Origin of the sequence: Pseudomonas sp. NFACC08-1, from assembly GCF_900106735.1 — a bacterium.
GTDB classification, from domain to species: domain Bacteria; phylum Pseudomonadota; class Gammaproteobacteria; order Pseudomonadales; family Pseudomonadaceae; genus Aquipseudomonas; species Aquipseudomonas fluorescens_Q.
Genome location: NZ_FNNL01000006.1, coordinates 174,852 through 189,854, shown reverse-complemented (window position 1 = coordinate 189,854; position 15,003 = coordinate 174,852). Strand labels below are relative to the sequence as shown.

Below are 15,003 nucleotides of genomic sequence, written 5' to 3'. Positions count from 1 at the left end.
ATTGTCAGCCTGTTCCGTCACGTAGAGGGAACAGGCTCCAGCGTTGCCAAGGATAAAGGCGTCGCTTGGGCTTGAGGTCGAACTCACCAAAGGACTATAACAATGGCTCTCAGTAAAGAAGTGCCGGAGTTTGACATCGACGATGAGGTTCTCCTTATGGAGACCGGCATCGCTATGGATTCGATGTCGAATGATGAAGGGGCGACTCCACCTTCCGTTCGTGCCAAATCCAAACACTCCGCTTCGCTTAAACAACATAAGTACATCGATTACACCCGGGCGCTGGACGCCACTCAGCTGTACCTCAACGAAATCGGTTTTTCGCCACTGCTCTCCCCCGAGGAAGAAGTTCATTTTGCGCGGCTGTCGCAAAGTGGCGACCCGGCCGGTCGAAAACGCATGATTGAAAGCAACCTGCGCCTGGTGGTGAAAATCGCCCGACGCTACGTCAATCGTGGGCTTTCGCTGCTGGACCTGATCGAAGAGGGCAACCTGGGCCTGATTCGCGCCGTCGAGAAATTCGACCCCGAGCGCGGCTTCCGCTTCTCGACCTACGCCACCTGGTGGATCCGCCAGACCATCGAACGGGCGATCATGAACCAGACCCGGACGATCCGGTTGCCGATTCATGTGGTCAAGGAACTGAACGTCTATCTGCGGGCCGCCCGCGAGTTGACCCAGAAACTCGACCATGAGCCTTCACCCGAAGAAATCGCCAACCTGCTGGAAAAACCGGTAGGTGAGGTCAAGCGCATGCTTGGGCTCAACGAGCGTGTCTCTTCGGTAGATGTCTCGCTGGGGCCGGACTCGGATAAGACCCTGCTGGATACCCTGACCGACGATCGTCCGACCGATCCGTGCGAGTTGCTCCAGGACGATGACTTGTCCCAGAGCATTGACCAGTGGCTTTCGGAACTTACGGACAAGCAACGGGAAGTGGTGATTCGCCGCTTCGGCTTGCGCGGTCACGAAAGCAGCACGCTTGAAGATGTAGGCCTGGAGATTGGTTTGACCCGTGAGCGGGTCAGGCAGATCCAGGTGGAGGGCCTCAAGCGCCTCCGGGAGATCCTGGAGAAGAATGGCCTGTCGAGTGAGTCGCTGTTCCAATAACCCGAGTGCAGCGCAGCAAGAAAAGCCCCGACTGGTTCGGGGCTTTTCCGTGTTTGGGCAGATGTATTGAGCACTACGCTATGCGATGCACTCTTGTGGCGAGGGGATTTATCCCCGTTGGGGCGCGAAGCGGCCCTGAAACAGAAACCGCGGCGTTCAATTCAATAATTTGAGACTCTACGCAGTCCCACGGGGCGGTGCGACGTTTCGCTAAATCCCCTCGCCACCAGAGTGCGTTTCTACGCCTTCTCTATTTATAGATTCAGCGTGTAAGCCTTTGCCTAGTGTTGCGTAAGTGATCGGTTTCTCATTGGCGGGACAGACCGCTATAAACGCCGTGATATTTTCTTATTTATATGATTTATAAGGAAAAGTTGTTGGTGAACGAAACGTTACAAAGCAAGCCACCTGTATCAGCCGCGTTGCACTCGCCTGGGAAAATACTAATATCAGTCCTGTGTCGACGGACAGACACACCCGTCAAGGATGATGGGAAGGAAGGACATCGCAGGACGCGATTCATCAGGATGATGAAAAGGATTAAAGGGATTAGGGAAAAAATGTGGGCGGGTCAAACCGCCCCTTTTTTTGCCTGCGATTTCTTGAATCCGGAAAAGCAAAAAGGCCCGCAAGGGGCCTTTTCGACGAACGCAGGGATGATCAGCGTTCGAGCTCCTTGAGCTTATCGTCCTTGCCATCCCACTCAGCGGCGTCCGGCAGAGGATCTTTCTTCTCGGTGATGTTCGGCCAGATTTCCGCCAGTTCGGCGTTCAGCTCGATGAAATTCTCCATGCCAGCGGGCACTTCATCTTCGGAGAAGATGGCCACGGCAGGGCATTCCGGCTCACACAGGGCGCAGTCGATGCACTCATCCGGGTGAATGACCAGGAAGTTCGGGCCTTCGTAGAAGCAGTCCACCGGACAGACTTCTACACAATCGGTGTACTTGCACTTGATGCAGTTGTCGGTGACGACGAAGGTCATTTCTAATTCTCTCCTCAGGCGGCGGCAGCGAAGCCCCTTCACGGTAGGGTCGCCAGGTTTGGGAGCGATAGTCTGCGAACCAGGCTAATAGCCCGCAGCATCCCAAACCGCGCGCGATTCTAACAGCTTGAAAGCCTGTATGTTAGATCCGTGTCTTCAATGTATAGAGTAAATCCAGTGCCCGACGAGGTGTCAGGTCGTCCAGGTCGAGCTTGGCCAGTTCATCGAGTACCGGATGCGGCAGGCTGGCGAACAGGTCGCTTTGCTGCGGTGCGGCCGGTTTGCCTTTGGTCGGGCGCGGCGCTTCGTGGGGCAGGCTGGTGGTTTCCAGGCGGCTCAGATGCTCGCGGGCACGGGTAATGACTTCACTTGGCACGCCGGCCAGTTGCGCCACCGCCAAGCCGTAGCTCTGGCTGGCCGGGCCGGGCAGCACGTGGTGCAGGAAGACGATACGCTCGTTGTGCTCGGTGGCATTGAGGTGAACGTTGGCCACCAGCGGCTGGCTTTCCGGCAACACGGTGAGTTCGAAGTAATGGGTGGCGAACAGCGTGTAGGCCCGCAGGTGCGCGAGGCGCTCGGCCGCGGCCCAGGCCAGGGACAAGCCGTCGAAGGTGCTGGTGCCGCGTCCGACTTCGTCCATCAGCACCAGGCTGCGTTCGGTGGCGTTGTGCAGGATGTTTGCGGTTTCGCTCATTTCCACCATGAACGTCGAGCGTCCACCGGCCAGATCGTCACTGGAACCGATCCGGGTGAAGATCCGGTCCACCAGGGATAATTCGCAACTGGCCGCCGGGACGAAACTGCCGATGTGGGCCAGCAGCACGATCAACGCGGTTTGGCGCATGTAGGTGGATTTACCACCCATGTTCGGACCGGTGATCACCAGCATGCGGGTGTTGTCGTCCAGGCTCAGGTCGTTGGCCACGAACGGCGTGGTCAGTACTTGCTCGACCACTGGGTGGCGACCTTGGCTGATGCGCATGCACGGCTCGCTGACGAAGCGTGGGCAGTTGAGGTCCAGGTTCAGCGCGCGCTCGGCCAGGTTGCTCAGCACGTCCAGTTCCGCCAAGGCGCCGGCGGTGTCCTGCAACGGCGGCAGTTGGCTGATCAGGTCCTCGAGCAATGCTTCATAGAGCATCTTTTCCCGGGCCAGGGCGCGGCTCTTGGCGGACAGCGCCTTGTCTTCGAACGCCTTGAGTTCCGGGGTAATGAACCGCTCGGCGCCCTTGAGGGTCTGGCGGCGAACATAATCGGCCGGGGCCTGTTCGGCCTGCTTGCTCGGCAACTCGATGAAATAACCGTGGATGCGGTTGTAGCCGACCTTGAGGTTGGCCAGGCCGGTGCGGGCTTTTTCCCGGGCCTCGAGGTCGATCAGGAACTGGCCGGCGTTCTCGCTCAGCGCTTGCAGCTCGTCGAGTTCGGCGTCGTAGCCGGTTTTCAACACACCACCGTCACGGATCACCGCCGGTGGGTTATCGATGATGGCTTTTTCCAGCAGCGCGGCCAGTTCCGGGTAGGTGCTGGTGGTGCGTGCCAGTTGTTGCAGGTGCGGCGCTTCGAGGTCGGTCATCGCCACCTGTAGTTCAGGCAACGCACCGAGGGCATCGCGCAAGCGCGCCAGGTCACGGGGACGGGCGTTGCGCAGGCCGATTCGGGCGAGGATTCGCTCGATGTCACCGATTTCCTTGAGTTGCGGTTGCAACTGCTCGAAGCGATAGCGATCCAGCAGGCAGGTAATGGAGGACTGGCGCGCCAGCAGCACGGTCAGGTCCCGTAGCGGACGATTCAGCCAGCGGGTGAGCAGGCGGCTGCCCATGGCGGTCTGGCAGCGGTCGACCACCGATTGCAGGGTGTTGTCGCGCCCGCCGGCCAGGTTGGTGTCCAGTTCCAGGTTGCGCCGGCTCGCACCGTCCAGCACCACCGTGTCATCCAGGCGCTCATGACGCAGGCTGCGCAAATGGGGCAGGGCGGTGCGCTGGGTTTCCTTGGCGTAGGCCAGCAGGCAACCGGCGGCGCCGATGGCCAGGGTCAGGTTTTCACAGCCGAAGCCCTTGAGGTCCTGGGTGGAGAATTGCTGGCAGAGACTTTTCAGCGCCGAATCACGCTCGAAATCCCACGGCGCCCGACGCCGTACGCCACGGCGTTTTTCCGCCGGCAGATCTTTGGGCCAGTCGTCCGGGATCAGCAGTTCCACCGGGTTGACCCGCTCCAGTTCGGCCAGCAGGTTTTCCCAGCCCTTGATTTCCAGTACCGAGAAATTGCCACTGGTGATGTCCAGCACCGCCAGGCCGAACAGGCGTTCATCCCCAAGCACTGCGGCGATCAGGTTGTCCCGGCGTTCGTCCAGCAAGGCCTCGTCACTGACTGTACCCGGGGTGATGATCCGCACGACTTGGCGTTCCACGGGGCCCTTGCTGGTGGCCGGGTCGCCGACTTGCTCGCAAATCACCACGGATTCGCCGAGCTTGACCAGCTTCGCCAGGTAACCTTCCGCCGCGTGGTAAGGAATCCCACACATCGGAATCGCCATGCCTGCCGATTGCCCACGTGCCGTCAGGGTGATGTCTAGCAACTTGGCGGCTTTCTTCGCATCCTCGTAGAAGATCTCGTAGAAGTCGCCCATGCGGTAGAACATCAGCTGATCGGGGTGCTGGTTCTTCAGGCGCCAGTATTGTTGCATCATCGGCGTGTGGCTGGAGAGGTCGTTCACGGCGGTATTCATGGGTGTCAGGCAAGCTCGTTGAAAGGTGTGGGGCAAAAGGAGGGGCATTGGCCCGGCTTTTCCGCGATGGGCGCAAGGTTAACATGGGCGGTCTGGTGCTACCCAGCGTTTGGGATTGTGTGCATATCCGTTGCTGCGGTAACGGCTGCTTAGGGTTCCGCCCCGACGGCGGGCTCACTTTCGAAAATCCAGCGTGGTTAATGGGGCGCGGAGATCAACGTCCACCGCGAGGCGGCCTGTTAGCCGACCTGATTCTTGGCGGGACCGCGTTTCCCCCTGTGGGAGCGGGCTTGAACTCGTGAAGGCGGCACCACAGTCGATGAAAATGTTGGACGGCATTACGACACTTGATCGAGCTCTCTTGAATCTGGAGATCAGGCTCGTTTTACCTCGGCTTGCATCATCACCAGATTCTGCTGCTTGGTAGCCTCGGCCAATACCTTGCGGTAAACACGCTTCTTTTCCTTCGATTTTGCGTTACGAATGAAATCAGCAAAGGGGCGTTTGGCTCCTTTGGACAAGCCTTGCTTGATCGAAATCATAGTGCGCTCCCGATGGCGGTTCATTGGCGCTCCAGCGCGAAGCGCTCACTCGCGACTAAACGAGGGCGGCGGCTGTACGCAGGTTAGTCGACCGGGGATCCAAGGAACCGGCGCGCCCGAGGGCGCCTGCGCACAGCTACCATCAAGTGCAGGAATAAGGAATACCTGACTGAATGGAGCAATGAACACCTTGGAATACCGAGCGACTAAACCCGATCACTGATGGGCAGTGACGAGAACCAAAGTACCGATGGGATCCAAGGTGGACAAGCCGGCGGATTCTGGCGCAGTGGTAGGCAGAGGCGCAAGGCGATGTAGCCTGGTGTCGCATATTTGAAGGACGCGGATTGAGGGATTTCCCAAGAAGTTGTAGGGGAAATTCCCCAATATAAGGATTGGACTGAACCCGTGGCGAGGGAGCTTGCTCCCGCTGGCGTGCGTAGCGCGCCCAAAAGGACTGAGCTCAATTCGCCGAATGCTCAGTGATTGGAGGTTTTTTGGGGCTGCTGCGCAGCCCAGCGGGAGCAAGCTCCCTCGCCACGGTGGATCGGGCCGTGAATGGTTTCTTCATCGATATGCATGTTTATGCAAAACAGCATTTGTCTTCTGCGAAAAGAACAAGCACTATGCGCGTTATGCAAAAACGCAACGTTTCTACCGTATTAAGAGCATTGCTTGATCAGCACGGGATCTCCCCCACGGAGCTTCACCGGCGTACCGGCGTGCCTCAGTCCACCCTCTCGCGGATCCTCAGCGGCAAGATTGTCGATCCTTCGGATAAACACATCTCGAAGATCGCCGAGTACTTCGCCGTGAGCACCGACCAGTTGCGCGGGCGCGCGGATGTTGCGCCCGCTGGCAATAGCCGCCGCGATGAGCCGCATTCCGAACTCAAGGACATAAGCCTGTGGGACGACGAAACACCCGTCGAAGAAGACGAAGTGTCGGTCCCTTTTCTGCGCGAGGTTGAATTGGCTGCTGGATCAGGAAGATTCGTCATCGAGGAAAGCGAGCGCTCCAGCCTGCGCTTTGGCAAGCGCAGCCTGCGCCATAACGGCGTGCAGTTCGACCAGGCCAAGTGCGTGACGGTGCGCGGCAATAGTATGTTGCCGGTGCTGCGCGACGGTGCCACGGTCGGGGTGAACGCAGGCAAATGCGGGATTGGCGACATCGTCGACGGTGACCTCTACGCCATCAATCACAACGGCCAACTGCGGGTGAAGCAGCTTTATCGCCTGCCCACCGGCATCCGCCTGCGCAGCTTCAACCGCGATGAGCATCCGGACGAGGACTACACCTTCCAGGAAATGCAGGACGAGCAAATCGTCATCCTCGGTCACGTCTTCTGGTGGGGCATGTACGCCCGTTAACCCCTCCGCTGTCAGATAAAACCCGCCGCCGTGCGGGTTTTTTTTCGCCTCTCGAAAACCCGCAACCCCGTATTTGCAAGGGCTCCATGCATTTGCGCATTCGATCTGCATAAATAAATGCATTTACGCATTGACTGTATATGCATCCATGCATATTCTGTGTCCAAGCCGCTCGACAAAGCGGCTGGCAACAAAGCTCTTTAGTTCCACCAACAGGCAGCGATGAACCGGCCTTAACGGTTCAGAGGGTTGGCAACTGACCCGGGTGTGCAGCGTAAAGCACCAGAAGCAGTTATCCGGCGGGCAGGGACCGCGGCCGGAGGAACAATTTGAATGGATCCGTACCGCGCCAGTCGCGCCGAAAGATCAAGCGCATTACTGAAAAGCCTGGGCAACCGGGCTTTTTGGAATGCCTGCACCGTGAGGTGCGTTCAACCACATCACCGCCGCCAATGGAGGGCTTCCGATGCTGAAGGATTTCAGATGCGGTCACTGCAAACGACTTCTGGCCCGCGTGGGCGAGAACATCGAACTCCAGATCAAATGTTCCCGGTGTGGGGCGTTGAATCATGTGAAGGCCCTGAGCCTCGAGTTATCGCCTTTGAGCGACATGGATGCGGAATGCTCCGCGCAAAAACATCGACTCTTAAGGTGAACGCATGAAAAAAATCAAACGTCTTATCGGCTCGTTCGTTCTGTCCATGGCGCTGTTGGCGGCCAGCGGTGCTGCCTTCGCAGCCAACCTGGTTGTGAACGGCAGCTTTGAAACCCCCGGTTGTGGCAATGACTGCGTACTGAATACCCCGGCCCAAGCCGACTTCGTGACCGGTTGGACCACGTTTCTGTCAGGCGTGGAGTACATCAATGTCAGAGCTGCCATTGGCAGTTCGGTCGCCGCCGAAGGTGTAATGAGCGTCGACCTCGCCAACTACACCTATCAAAACGGTGGTGGCATCCAGCAGAACATCAACACGGTAGTAGGCGCACGTTATCGCCTGACGTTCAGTGCCGGCAGTTCCAGGTACGTGAACCGCACGGGGACCGGCATCATCAACGTCAAGGTGGCAGGCCAGACCACCCGTTTCGACACCCCTGTCGCCACTAGTGATGCGACCGTATGGGAAACCAGAACCTACGATTTCACCGCCGTGAGCGATCAAACTACGTTGAGCTTCTGGAATGAGCAGGATCCGAATGCTCACTTCGCCTTTATTGACAACGTCATTGTCGAGCGACTGTAAACGTCGCCGGCCTTACGCACGATCCCGTCAAGCTTAATTTATCCAAAGGAAATCAATTAATGAAAAAATTGCTCAGCGTATTGATCGCAGCCGTCCTGGCGACCCAGGCCCTCCACGCGTTTGCCGAAACCTCACCTGTCGGTTCCTGGCAATTCGCTTATTACCACGTTCCGGGCGGCGGTTTTTATGCCAACCAAACTATCTGTTTCAAAGAAGACAACACCTGGTACTCGAGTTCCCAGGCCGGCTGGAAGGGCGCATGGTTCCAGAACGGGGACGATCTCCAATGGAACGGGAGTGTGCCCATGCCGGGTGCAGGGAGTGCCAACAATCTCGCGACCATTGCCATGGGTAAGTTAGCTGTCGCTGGTTCGATGTCGGGTAACTACGCGGAATGGGCCGCACCCAGTGCGCTACCGCTGTCTTGGGACAGGCACTACACCTACACCATGACTTACAAAGGCGCGACCTGCGCTGCGCCAAAGTGATGTCAGCCCCCAATTGCCTGACAAACGTTTGAACGCCGTTTCTAGCGACTTAATGGGTTTCATCGACCCACATCTCTTTCAACTTCAAACAACTTCCCCGCCCAATCTTAATCACCCCCAGGAAACGAGACATGACAAACGAGCAACAAGCGTTGCTGGACATGCCGATCTGGCTGGTCATCGTGCTCGCCCTGGTGGGCGGGGTGTCCGGCGAGATGTGGCGCGCTGACAAGGAGGGCGCCCGTGGTTGGCCGTTGCTGCGCCGCGTGGTGCTGCGCTCCGGTGCCTGCGTGGTCTGCGGCGTGTCGGCAACCATGCTGTTGTATGCCCTGGGCATGTCGATCTGGAGTGCTTGCGCACTGGGTTGCCTGACCGCCATGGCCGGTGCCGATGTGGCGATCGGTCTTTACGAGCGCTGGGTCGCCAAGCGGCTCGGCGTTTGCGAAGTCCCTCCGCGGGACCTACCGCCCGACCAGCAGTGAATCGACAGCGCTGATCCATACACAAGGAGGCGATCAATGCCTGCCCTTATCGAAAAACCGTCGCAGTTGTTCTCGGCCATTGCCCAGACGCTGCGCGCCATTTATCCCGCCTTGAAAGTCGGCAGCCCCCAGGCGTTCGATGGCGCCGACGACCAACCCTGGGTGCTGATTGCGCTTGAGCGCGATGCGCCCGGTAACCGCGCCAATGACGGGCGTATCGCCCATGTCCTGACGGTGTCCTTGCAAGTGGTCATGGCCGTTCCAGGATGGGAGGCCTGTGATCTGGCCGGTGAATTGAAACACCTGGTCATGGATAACCGCTGGGGCCTGTCGGGTGATCAATGCGACCTGCCCACGGAAATCGATGGCATCGCATCCACGTTCATCCACGAAGCACGGGCGTACAGCGCCTGGACTCTTTCCTTCAACCAAACCCTGTACCTCGGCCCGACGCTGCTGGAGGACCCGTTGGGCATCCCGAAATTTGCCCGTACCTGGGAAGTGTCGAACATCGACGACCCGGATCAATACACCGCACTCGAGGGCTGAGCCATGTTCGATGGGCTGTTACGGATGCACCTGGGGCCGATCGTCGAGCGTCTGGCTCAGATGGAAACCGAGCTGGAAGATTTGCATCGGCGTGCGGAGAGTTTCTGCCGCATTGGCGTTTGCCAGGAAGTCGATGCGGCCAGCAACACCTGCAAGGTCAGCCATGGTGGCCTGCTGACCCCGGCGATCCGCTTTTTCAACCCGAGCGCCGGCGCCCAGAGCGAGTCGCGGATTCCGTCCGTGGGCGAGCAGTGCCTGTTGCTCAACCATGGCGGCGGCGAGAGCGGCGGGCAGGCAGTGGCGTTGTTCGGCCTCAACGGCGGTCAGTTTCCGCCCGTCTCGACCCGGGCCTCGCTGACGCGGCGCCTCTATCAGGACGGTACGGAAAACGGCTACGACCATGCCAGCCATGTCCTGCACTGGCAGAACGGCCCGGCGACGTTCAGCGGTTCCCGTGAAGCGCTCCAACTGAGCATCGGCCCGTCGCGGTTGGCGATGACCGCCGACGCCATCGAATGGCAGCTGGGCGCCGTCGGCATTCGGCTCGACGCCTCCGGCGTGCACCTGAGCGGCCCGGTGGTGGATCACCAGGGACGCGTCATCAGTACCGCATAAGAGATTTCCTCATGATTGGAATCGATCGAAATACCGGCGCCACGGTCGACGACTGGCTGCAGTTCGTACAGCGCGCCACCCGGGCGTTGACGACGCCGTTGGGCACTCGCCAGAAGCGCCCGTTGTATGGCTGCGCACTCACGCAGTTGCTGGGGCAGAACCTTGGTGACGACTTGCTGATCCTCGCCCAGAGCCACGCGGCCCAAGCGTTCTACAACCCACAAAACGGCATCGGTGATTTCGAGCCGCAGGTCATTGTCGCCAGTCGACACGGCGCCGGCTTGCTGTTGCGTTTCGCCGGCACCTGGAAAAACCGCAAACAGACGTTCGAGGTGGTGACATGAGCATGCTGATACCCGGCCAGAACCAACTGGCCGAACCGGCCATCGTCACTGTCGAAGCGTTCGAGGACTTGCTCGCAGAGTTCAAGACCTTCGTGGTCGAGTACGTCGGCGCGCGCTCGCCAGCAAGTGCGGCGAAGCTGGTGGACAGTCTTGAAAACGAAAGTGAACTGCTGACCCTGGCGCTTGAAGCCTTCTGCGTGCGGCTGCAAACCCACGAACGCAAATACAACGCCCGCATCAAGCAGATGTTGGCGTGGTGGGCCACGGGCACCAACCTCGACGCTCGTCTCGCGGACATGGGCCTTGAGCGTCAGTTGCTCGACCCGGGCGACCCGGCGGCTTTCCCGCCCATCGCTCCGGTCTACGAGAGTGACGATGATGCCCGCTTGCGCTACTACCTGGCGCCCCATGCTCCGGCGGCGGGCTCGCGCATGCAGTACCGGCGAGAGATCTTCACCTTGGGCGAAAGGCCTGTGGTGAAGGTGGACAGTGCCGCTGGCGGTGTCGTGAACGTGACCTACACATTCGATCCGGACGGTCTCGCCGCGCAGGTCAAGGACGGCAACGGACGCCGGACGGCGCCGGGGGAGGTCACGGTCACGGTGCTTTCCCGCGAGGGCGACGGCACACCGTCCGAAGCGCTGCTCAACGGTGTTCGCCAGCACTTCGCCCGGCCTGATGTGCGACCGGAAACCGACCTGGTCATCGTGCAGGCCGCACAAGTCAAACCCTACAAAATCCGTGTCGTGGCGAGGATCAATGCCGGCCCGGATTCAGGCTTGACCCAGGTTGCCGCCGAGCAGCAGTTGCAGGCGTATGCCCAGGCCTGTCATCGCTTGGAAGGGCGGGTGGACCCGAGCTGGATCGACTACACGCTGCACAGCGCTGGCGCGGTTCAGTTGCAGATTCTCGAACCGCTGGCGCCGATTGTGACCACGGCTTTCCAAGCCCCGTACTGCACGGGCGTCGAGGTTGAGGTGGACACGTTATGAGTGACGACACACCTCGCCCGAGTCTGCTGCCGGCCAACAGTTCGCCACTGGAAAGGGCCCTTGACCTCGGTTTCGCCCGCTTGCTTGAACGCATCGATCCGCCGTTTCCCGAGTTGATGAACCCGGCCACCACGCCCTTGGCGTTCCTGCCGTATCTCGCGGCGGATCGCGGGGTCAACGAGTGGAGCTCCACGGCGCCCGAAGCTGAAAAGCGCCTGACCGTTGAACTCGCCTGGCCAACCGCCCGGCAGGCCGGGACGCGAAAGGCGCTGGAAAATGCTGCCAAGGGTTTGCAACTGATGCCTGAAGTGCGCGCCTGGTATGAGCAAACACCCCCTGGCCCGCCCTACAGTTTTTCCGTCAGGGCATTTACCGAGCAGCCCTACAGCGAAGAAATCGACGCCCGTCTCGACCGTCGCCTGGCGGATGCCAAAAGCGAACGCGACACCTTGAAGGTGTCTGTCGGCTTGAGTGCATTCGGTCGTCACGTCATCGGCGCCGCCACGCTGTGCGGCGAACTGACCACGGTTTATCCGATCGTCATCGAAGGACTGGAAGCCTCGGGCCAGGCCTTCATGGCCGCCGGACTCTACACCGTCGAAACCTCCACTATTTATCCACAGGGGTCCTAAATGGCCGACTACTACACCCTGCTCACCGATGCGGGGATCGCCTACGAAACCGCCTGCAAGGCGGCGGGCACACCCATCAAGCTGTCGCAGATTTCCGTCGGTGATGGCGGCGGCGAGGTTTACAACCCGGCCGCCACCGCCACGGCGCTCAAACGCGAAGTGTGGCGCGGGCCGCTCAATGCGCTGTTCCAGGATGAGAAAAACCCGAGTTGGTTGCTGGCCGAAGTGACCATCCCGCCGGAAGTGGGCGGCTGGTATGTGCGAGAGGCCGGGATCTGGACCGATACCGGGATCCTGTATGCGATTGTCAAATATCCGGAGTCGTTTAAACCGGTGTTGGCGACGTCCGGCTCGGGCAAAGAGTTCTACATTCGGTCGATTTTCGAGACCAGCAATGCTGAGTTGGTGACGTTGCTGATCGACGATACGGTGGTCAAGGCGACGCGGGCTTGGGTGGCGAGTTATGTCGCTGATGAACTTGCCAAGCTCGACCGGAAACAGTCGGTGCGGGTAGCGACGACGGCCAATATTGTCTTGAGTGGCGCGCAGGCGATCGATGGTGTTGCGGTGGTCGCCGGGAATCGGGTCCTGGTCAAGTCCCAGACCTTGGCAAAAGACAACGGTATCTACGTGGTTGCGAACGGCGCTTGGATTCGGGCAAAGGATGCCGATGCGAGCGCCGAAGTGACTTCGGGGTTGATTGTCTCGGTGGAGGAGGGCGCGACGCTTGCCAACACGATCTGGCAGTTGGTTACCGATGGGGCGATTGTGTTGGGCACTACAGGGTTGGTGTTTCAGAACATCACTCAAGGGTTTGCGCCGCTCAATTCGCCCGCGTTGCTGGGCGTCCCGACGGCTCCGACTGCACCGGTCAGCACCAACAATCAGCAACTCGCGACGACTGCGTTTGTGCAACGCGCACTCGGTAACCATTCAAGCGTTGGTGGGCTGGACGCAAGTACCGTTCTGACTGCGGATGCGTTCGGTAGGTCGTTCATCATCAACTCGGCCAACCCAGTGAATATCACGTTGCCGAAGGCAAGCACGGGGTTCAATGGCGGCACTATCAATCTGTTGAACGTGTCGACCGGTACTGTAACCGTCATCCTGCAAGGTACGGATTATGTGGCGGGTATTGCTGCTAATCAGTTGGTGCTCAAGACAATGGACAGCATCACGTTGTCCACTGGCGCGGGCATCACTTGGTATGCGGAGAACGGATCGGTCTCGGATGCGCTGTCTACTGCATTCAATGGAGGGGTTCGAGCCATCATGGCTCGTTATGGTCTGGGGGCTGCTGCCTACAACTACACCGGAAATATCGATAGCCTCGTAGAAAATGGCGTATTTCTGGTTAGCGCTTCGACCACAGGAACGAAGCCGGAATATCCTCCACAGCAAGGTACGGGGCAGATTCCGCAGGGCACCGTGTTTCACATGGAGCGGGGCAGTAGCAATATGGCTACGCAAGTTTGGGATTCTTTGGTGAATTCCATTCTGCCGATCACCTGCATACGTACGCGCACTGCTAATGGAGTCTGGACTCCTTGGGCGCAGATATGGAGTAGCAACAACACGCCAAAACAGGCTAATCCGCTCGATCTGACTGCAGGCGCAATGCTCGTCCCCGGCTCATTCGGTATTGGTAAGGCTGTTGTTAGCACCGAAACCAATCTGAATAACTACACCGTATCGGGTATTTATTTGGTCCCTGAGTCTGGCTTGGTCAACATCCCATCCGGTTGGTCCACTACTCGCAGGTACAACTTGACGGTGGGGCTTGCCGGTGTGGGCAGTCGGTTGACCCAAACCTTGATTTCAGGGATGTCGGGCGATGCGGTGGGAATGGCGATCCGCGTCTGCCAAGAGAATGGAGCCTGGACCGATTGGGAAGAAGTCACAACCAGTCGACACGGCCCATTCAAGGCGACTCAGACTTACAAGGCCGCCGGGGTGTTTACCTGGGCGGTGCCAGCTGGCGTCAAGAAGGTCTGGGTCACCGTATTTGGCGGCGGTGGCGGTGGCGGACGCTTCTCCCATGGAGGCGGCGGTGGAGGCGGCGGCGGGATTGCTGAAGGATTGGTAGACCTGACCGGCGTTTCCTCTGTCACGGTTACTGTCGGCGCTGGTGGGGCTGGCTGGGCTGGAAGTGATGGCGACGGAGCGCCTGGCAGTGCATCGTCTTTCGGCAGTTTTATGAGCGCCACGGGCGGCGCCGGTGCGTCGAAGTGGTATGGCGGCCTAGCAGGCATTGGATCAGGTGGAGATATCAATACCACCCTGGGTTCGGGTGGACACGCCACTCGCCACGATAATGGTGTGGCTCCTTCGACTTCCATATACGGCGGCGGGCATGGCGCCGGCGGCCGGGGTTACGGCGCTGGGGCGGGTTCGATTGGCCAGGCCGGTACGTCCAGTACGCTTGTCGGCGGTGGCGGGGGCGGCGGCAATGAAAACGGCAACGGCGGCAATGGGTCGCCTGGCCAAGTAGTTATCAGATGGTGATCAACATGTGGGCATTGATACAAGACAGCGTTGTGCATGAGGTGACGGAGGTCGATCCCACAGGACGTTTCCACCCGGATTTGATGTGGAAACCATGCGGAGAAGAAGTCAGACACGGATGGCGGTACGACGGGGAGGCATTTGTCGTGCCGGTGAGGGAGGGCGATTCTCTAGCCGCCAGCGAGCGAGCCTGGCGCGACGCGGAGATGCACGCCAGCGAGTGGCTCGTGACACGTCATCGAGATGAACAGGACTTGAAACAGGAGACTACCCTGACGGACGCTCAGTTTTCCGAATTGCTTATCTACCGGCAGGCCCTCCGGGATTGGCCGCAGTCATCAAGTTTCCCCGACAGCCAATACCGCCCCGTCGTACTGCCCTGGTTCGCCAGCTAAACCCAGTAAAACGCCCCGCACCACGGGGCATT

Annotated in this window: 16 protein-coding genes; 13 read left to right on the top strand and 3 right to left on the bottom strand. The window is 59.5% G+C overall.

Translation table 11 applies throughout. From position 1 onward, the window contains the following. Positions 1–102: 102 nt before the first annotated feature. The gene (gene rpoS, locus BLU76_RS14670; RefSeq protein WP_003198289.1) at positions 103–1,110 is read left to right on the top strand and encodes an RNA polymerase sigma factor RpoS; all 1,008 of its coding nucleotides are present in this window, start codon (positions 103–105) and stop codon (positions 1,108–1,110) included. 660 nt (positions 1,111–1,770) lie between these two features. On the opposite strand, the gene fdxA is transcribed toward rpoS, so the two are convergent. From fdxA to BLU76_RS31525, 3 genes are all read right to left on the bottom strand, one after another. Beyond that, complete coding sequence (gene fdxA, locus BLU76_RS14665; RefSeq protein ID WP_092223237.1) at positions 1,771–2,094, bottom strand: ferredoxin FdxA; 324 nt, start codon at positions 2,092–2,094, stop codon at positions 1,771–1,773. A 142-nt stretch (positions 2,095–2,236) separates the two neighbouring features. Beyond that, positions 2,237–4,804, bottom strand: coding sequence for a DNA mismatch repair protein MutS (gene mutS / locus BLU76_RS14660; RefSeq protein ID WP_167331288.1), 2,568 nt, complete (start codon positions 4,802–4,804; stop codon positions 2,237–2,239). Between the two features lie 386 nt (positions 4,805–5,190). After that, a complete protein-coding gene (locus tag BLU76_RS31525; RefSeq protein WP_170862083.1) occupies positions 5,191–5,358 on the bottom strand; it encodes a hypothetical protein in 168 nt (55 codons plus the stop codon). Between the two features lie 635 nt (positions 5,359–5,993). Between BLU76_RS31525 and BLU76_RS14650 the strand changes: the two genes are divergently transcribed. The 12 genes from BLU76_RS14650 to BLU76_RS14595 all read left to right on the top strand — a co-directional run bounded on the left by BLU76_RS14650 (position 5,994) and on the right by BLU76_RS14595 (position 14,971). Beyond that, entirely contained in the window at positions 5,994–6,728 is a 735-nt protein-coding gene (locus BLU76_RS14650; protein WP_092223366.1) for a LexA family transcriptional regulator, read from the top strand. A 466-nt stretch (positions 6,729–7,194) separates the two neighbouring features. Continuing rightward, complete coding sequence (locus tag BLU76_RS14645; RefSeq protein WP_092144095.1) at positions 7,195–7,383, top strand: Com family DNA-binding transcriptional regulator; 189 nt, start codon at positions 7,195–7,197, stop codon at positions 7,381–7,383. Between the two features lie 4 nt (positions 7,384–7,387). Next, positions 7,388–7,969: a DUF642 domain-containing protein gene (locus tag BLU76_RS14640; protein WP_092144098.1), complete on the top strand. Its 582-nt coding sequence runs from the start codon at positions 7,388–7,390 to the stop codon at positions 7,967–7,969. Between the two features lie 59 nt (positions 7,970–8,028). Then, positions 8,029–8,457 carry a hypothetical protein gene (locus BLU76_RS14635; protein WP_092144101.1) on the top strand — a complete coding sequence of 143 codons (429 nt, stop codon included), beginning with the start codon at positions 8,029–8,031 and terminating at the stop codon, positions 8,455–8,457. Positions 8,458–8,588: 131 nt separating this feature from the next. Continuing rightward, positions 8,589–8,939, top strand: coding sequence for a phage holin family protein (locus BLU76_RS14630; RefSeq protein ID WP_092144103.1), 351 nt, complete (start codon positions 8,589–8,591; stop codon positions 8,937–8,939). 36 nt (positions 8,940–8,975) lie between these two features. Beyond that, positions 8,976–9,488: a hypothetical protein gene (locus tag BLU76_RS14625; protein WP_092144105.1), complete on the top strand. Its 513-nt coding sequence runs from the start codon at positions 8,976–8,978 to the stop codon at positions 9,486–9,488. Positions 9,489–9,491: 3 nt separating this feature from the next. Further along, on the top strand, positions 9,492–10,103 hold the full coding sequence (locus tag BLU76_RS14620; RefSeq protein WP_092144107.1) for a phage baseplate assembly protein V: 612 nt from the start codon (positions 9,492–9,494) through the stop codon (positions 10,101–10,103). An 11-nt stretch (positions 10,104–10,114) separates the two neighbouring features. Next, entirely contained in the window at positions 10,115–10,447 is a 333-nt protein-coding gene (locus BLU76_RS14615) for a hypothetical protein (RefSeq protein ID WP_063322739.1), read from the top strand. Next, complete coding sequence (locus BLU76_RS14610; protein ID WP_092223236.1) at positions 10,444–11,439, top strand: baseplate J/gp47 family protein; 996 nt, start codon at positions 10,444–10,446, stop codon at positions 11,437–11,439. Before BLU76_RS14615 ends, BLU76_RS14610 begins: the two co-directional genes overlap by 4 nt. After that, positions 11,436–12,071, top strand: a complete 636-nt coding sequence (locus BLU76_RS14605) for a phage tail protein I (protein WP_092223234.1) — start codon at positions 11,436–11,438, stop codon at positions 12,069–12,071. The genes BLU76_RS14610 and BLU76_RS14605 overlap by 4 nt, the downstream gene beginning before the upstream one ends. Beyond that, the gene (locus BLU76_RS32080; protein ID WP_305882119.1) at positions 12,072–14,576 is read left to right on the top strand and encodes a phage tail protein; all 2,505 of its coding nucleotides are present in this window, start codon (positions 12,072–12,074) and stop codon (positions 14,574–14,576) included. Next, positions 14,570–14,971, top strand: a complete 402-nt coding sequence (locus tag BLU76_RS14595) for a phage tail assembly chaperone (RefSeq protein WP_092223232.1) — start codon at positions 14,570–14,572, stop codon at positions 14,969–14,971. Before BLU76_RS32080 ends, BLU76_RS14595 begins: the two co-directional genes overlap by 7 nt. The last annotated feature ends 32 nt before the right edge of the window (positions 14,972–15,003 follow it).

Excerpts from the sequence above, each read along its gene's own strand:
- BLU76_RS14615 (WP_063322739.1), top strand. The coding sequence starts at position 10,115 with ATGATTGGAATCGATCGAAATACCGGCGCCACGGTCGACGACTGGCTG.
- BLU76_RS14620 (WP_092144107.1), top strand. The coding sequence starts at position 9,492 with ATGTTCGATGGGCTGTTACGGATGCACCTGGGGCCGATCGTCGAGCGT.
- BLU76_RS14645 (WP_092144095.1), top strand. The coding sequence starts at position 7,195 with ATGCTGAAGGATTTCAGATGCGGTCACTGCAAACGACTTCTGGCCCGC.
- rpoS (WP_003198289.1), top strand. The coding sequence starts at position 103 with ATGGCTCTCAGTAAAGAAGTGCCGGAGTTTGACATCGACGATGAGGTT.
- BLU76_RS14635 (WP_092144101.1), top strand. The coding sequence starts at position 8,029 with ATGAAAAAATTGCTCAGCGTATTGATCGCAGCCGTCCTGGCGACCCAG.
- BLU76_RS14605 (WP_092223234.1), top strand. The coding sequence starts at position 11,436 with ATGAGTGACGACACACCTCGCCCGAGTCTGCTGCCGGCCAACAGTTCG.
- BLU76_RS14625 (WP_092144105.1), top strand. The coding sequence starts at position 8,976 with ATGCCTGCCCTTATCGAAAAACCGTCGCAGTTGTTCTCGGCCATTGCC.
- BLU76_RS14630 (WP_092144103.1), top strand. The coding sequence starts at position 8,589 with ATGACAAACGAGCAACAAGCGTTGCTGGACATGCCGATCTGGCTGGTC.
- BLU76_RS32080 (WP_305882119.1), top strand. The coding sequence starts at position 12,072 with ATGGCCGACTACTACACCCTGCTCACCGATGCGGGGATCGCCTACGAA.
- fdxA (WP_092223237.1), bottom strand. The coding sequence starts at position 2,094 with ATGACCTTCGTCGTCACCGACAACTGCATCAAGTGCAAGTACACCGAT.
- BLU76_RS14650 (WP_092223366.1), top strand. The coding sequence starts at position 5,994 with ATGCAAAAACGCAACGTTTCTACCGTATTAAGAGCATTGCTTGATCAG.
- BLU76_RS14595 (WP_092223232.1), top strand. The coding sequence starts at position 14,570 with ATGGTGATCAACATGTGGGCATTGATACAAGACAGCGTTGTGCATGAG.
- BLU76_RS31525 (WP_170862083.1), bottom strand. The coding sequence starts at position 5,358 with ATGATTTCGATCAAGCAAGGCTTGTCCAAAGGAGCCAAACGCCCCTTT.
- BLU76_RS14640 (WP_092144098.1), top strand. The coding sequence starts at position 7,388 with ATGAAAAAAATCAAACGTCTTATCGGCTCGTTCGTTCTGTCCATGGCG.
- BLU76_RS14610 (WP_092223236.1), top strand. The coding sequence starts at position 10,444 with ATGAGCATGCTGATACCCGGCCAGAACCAACTGGCCGAACCGGCCATC.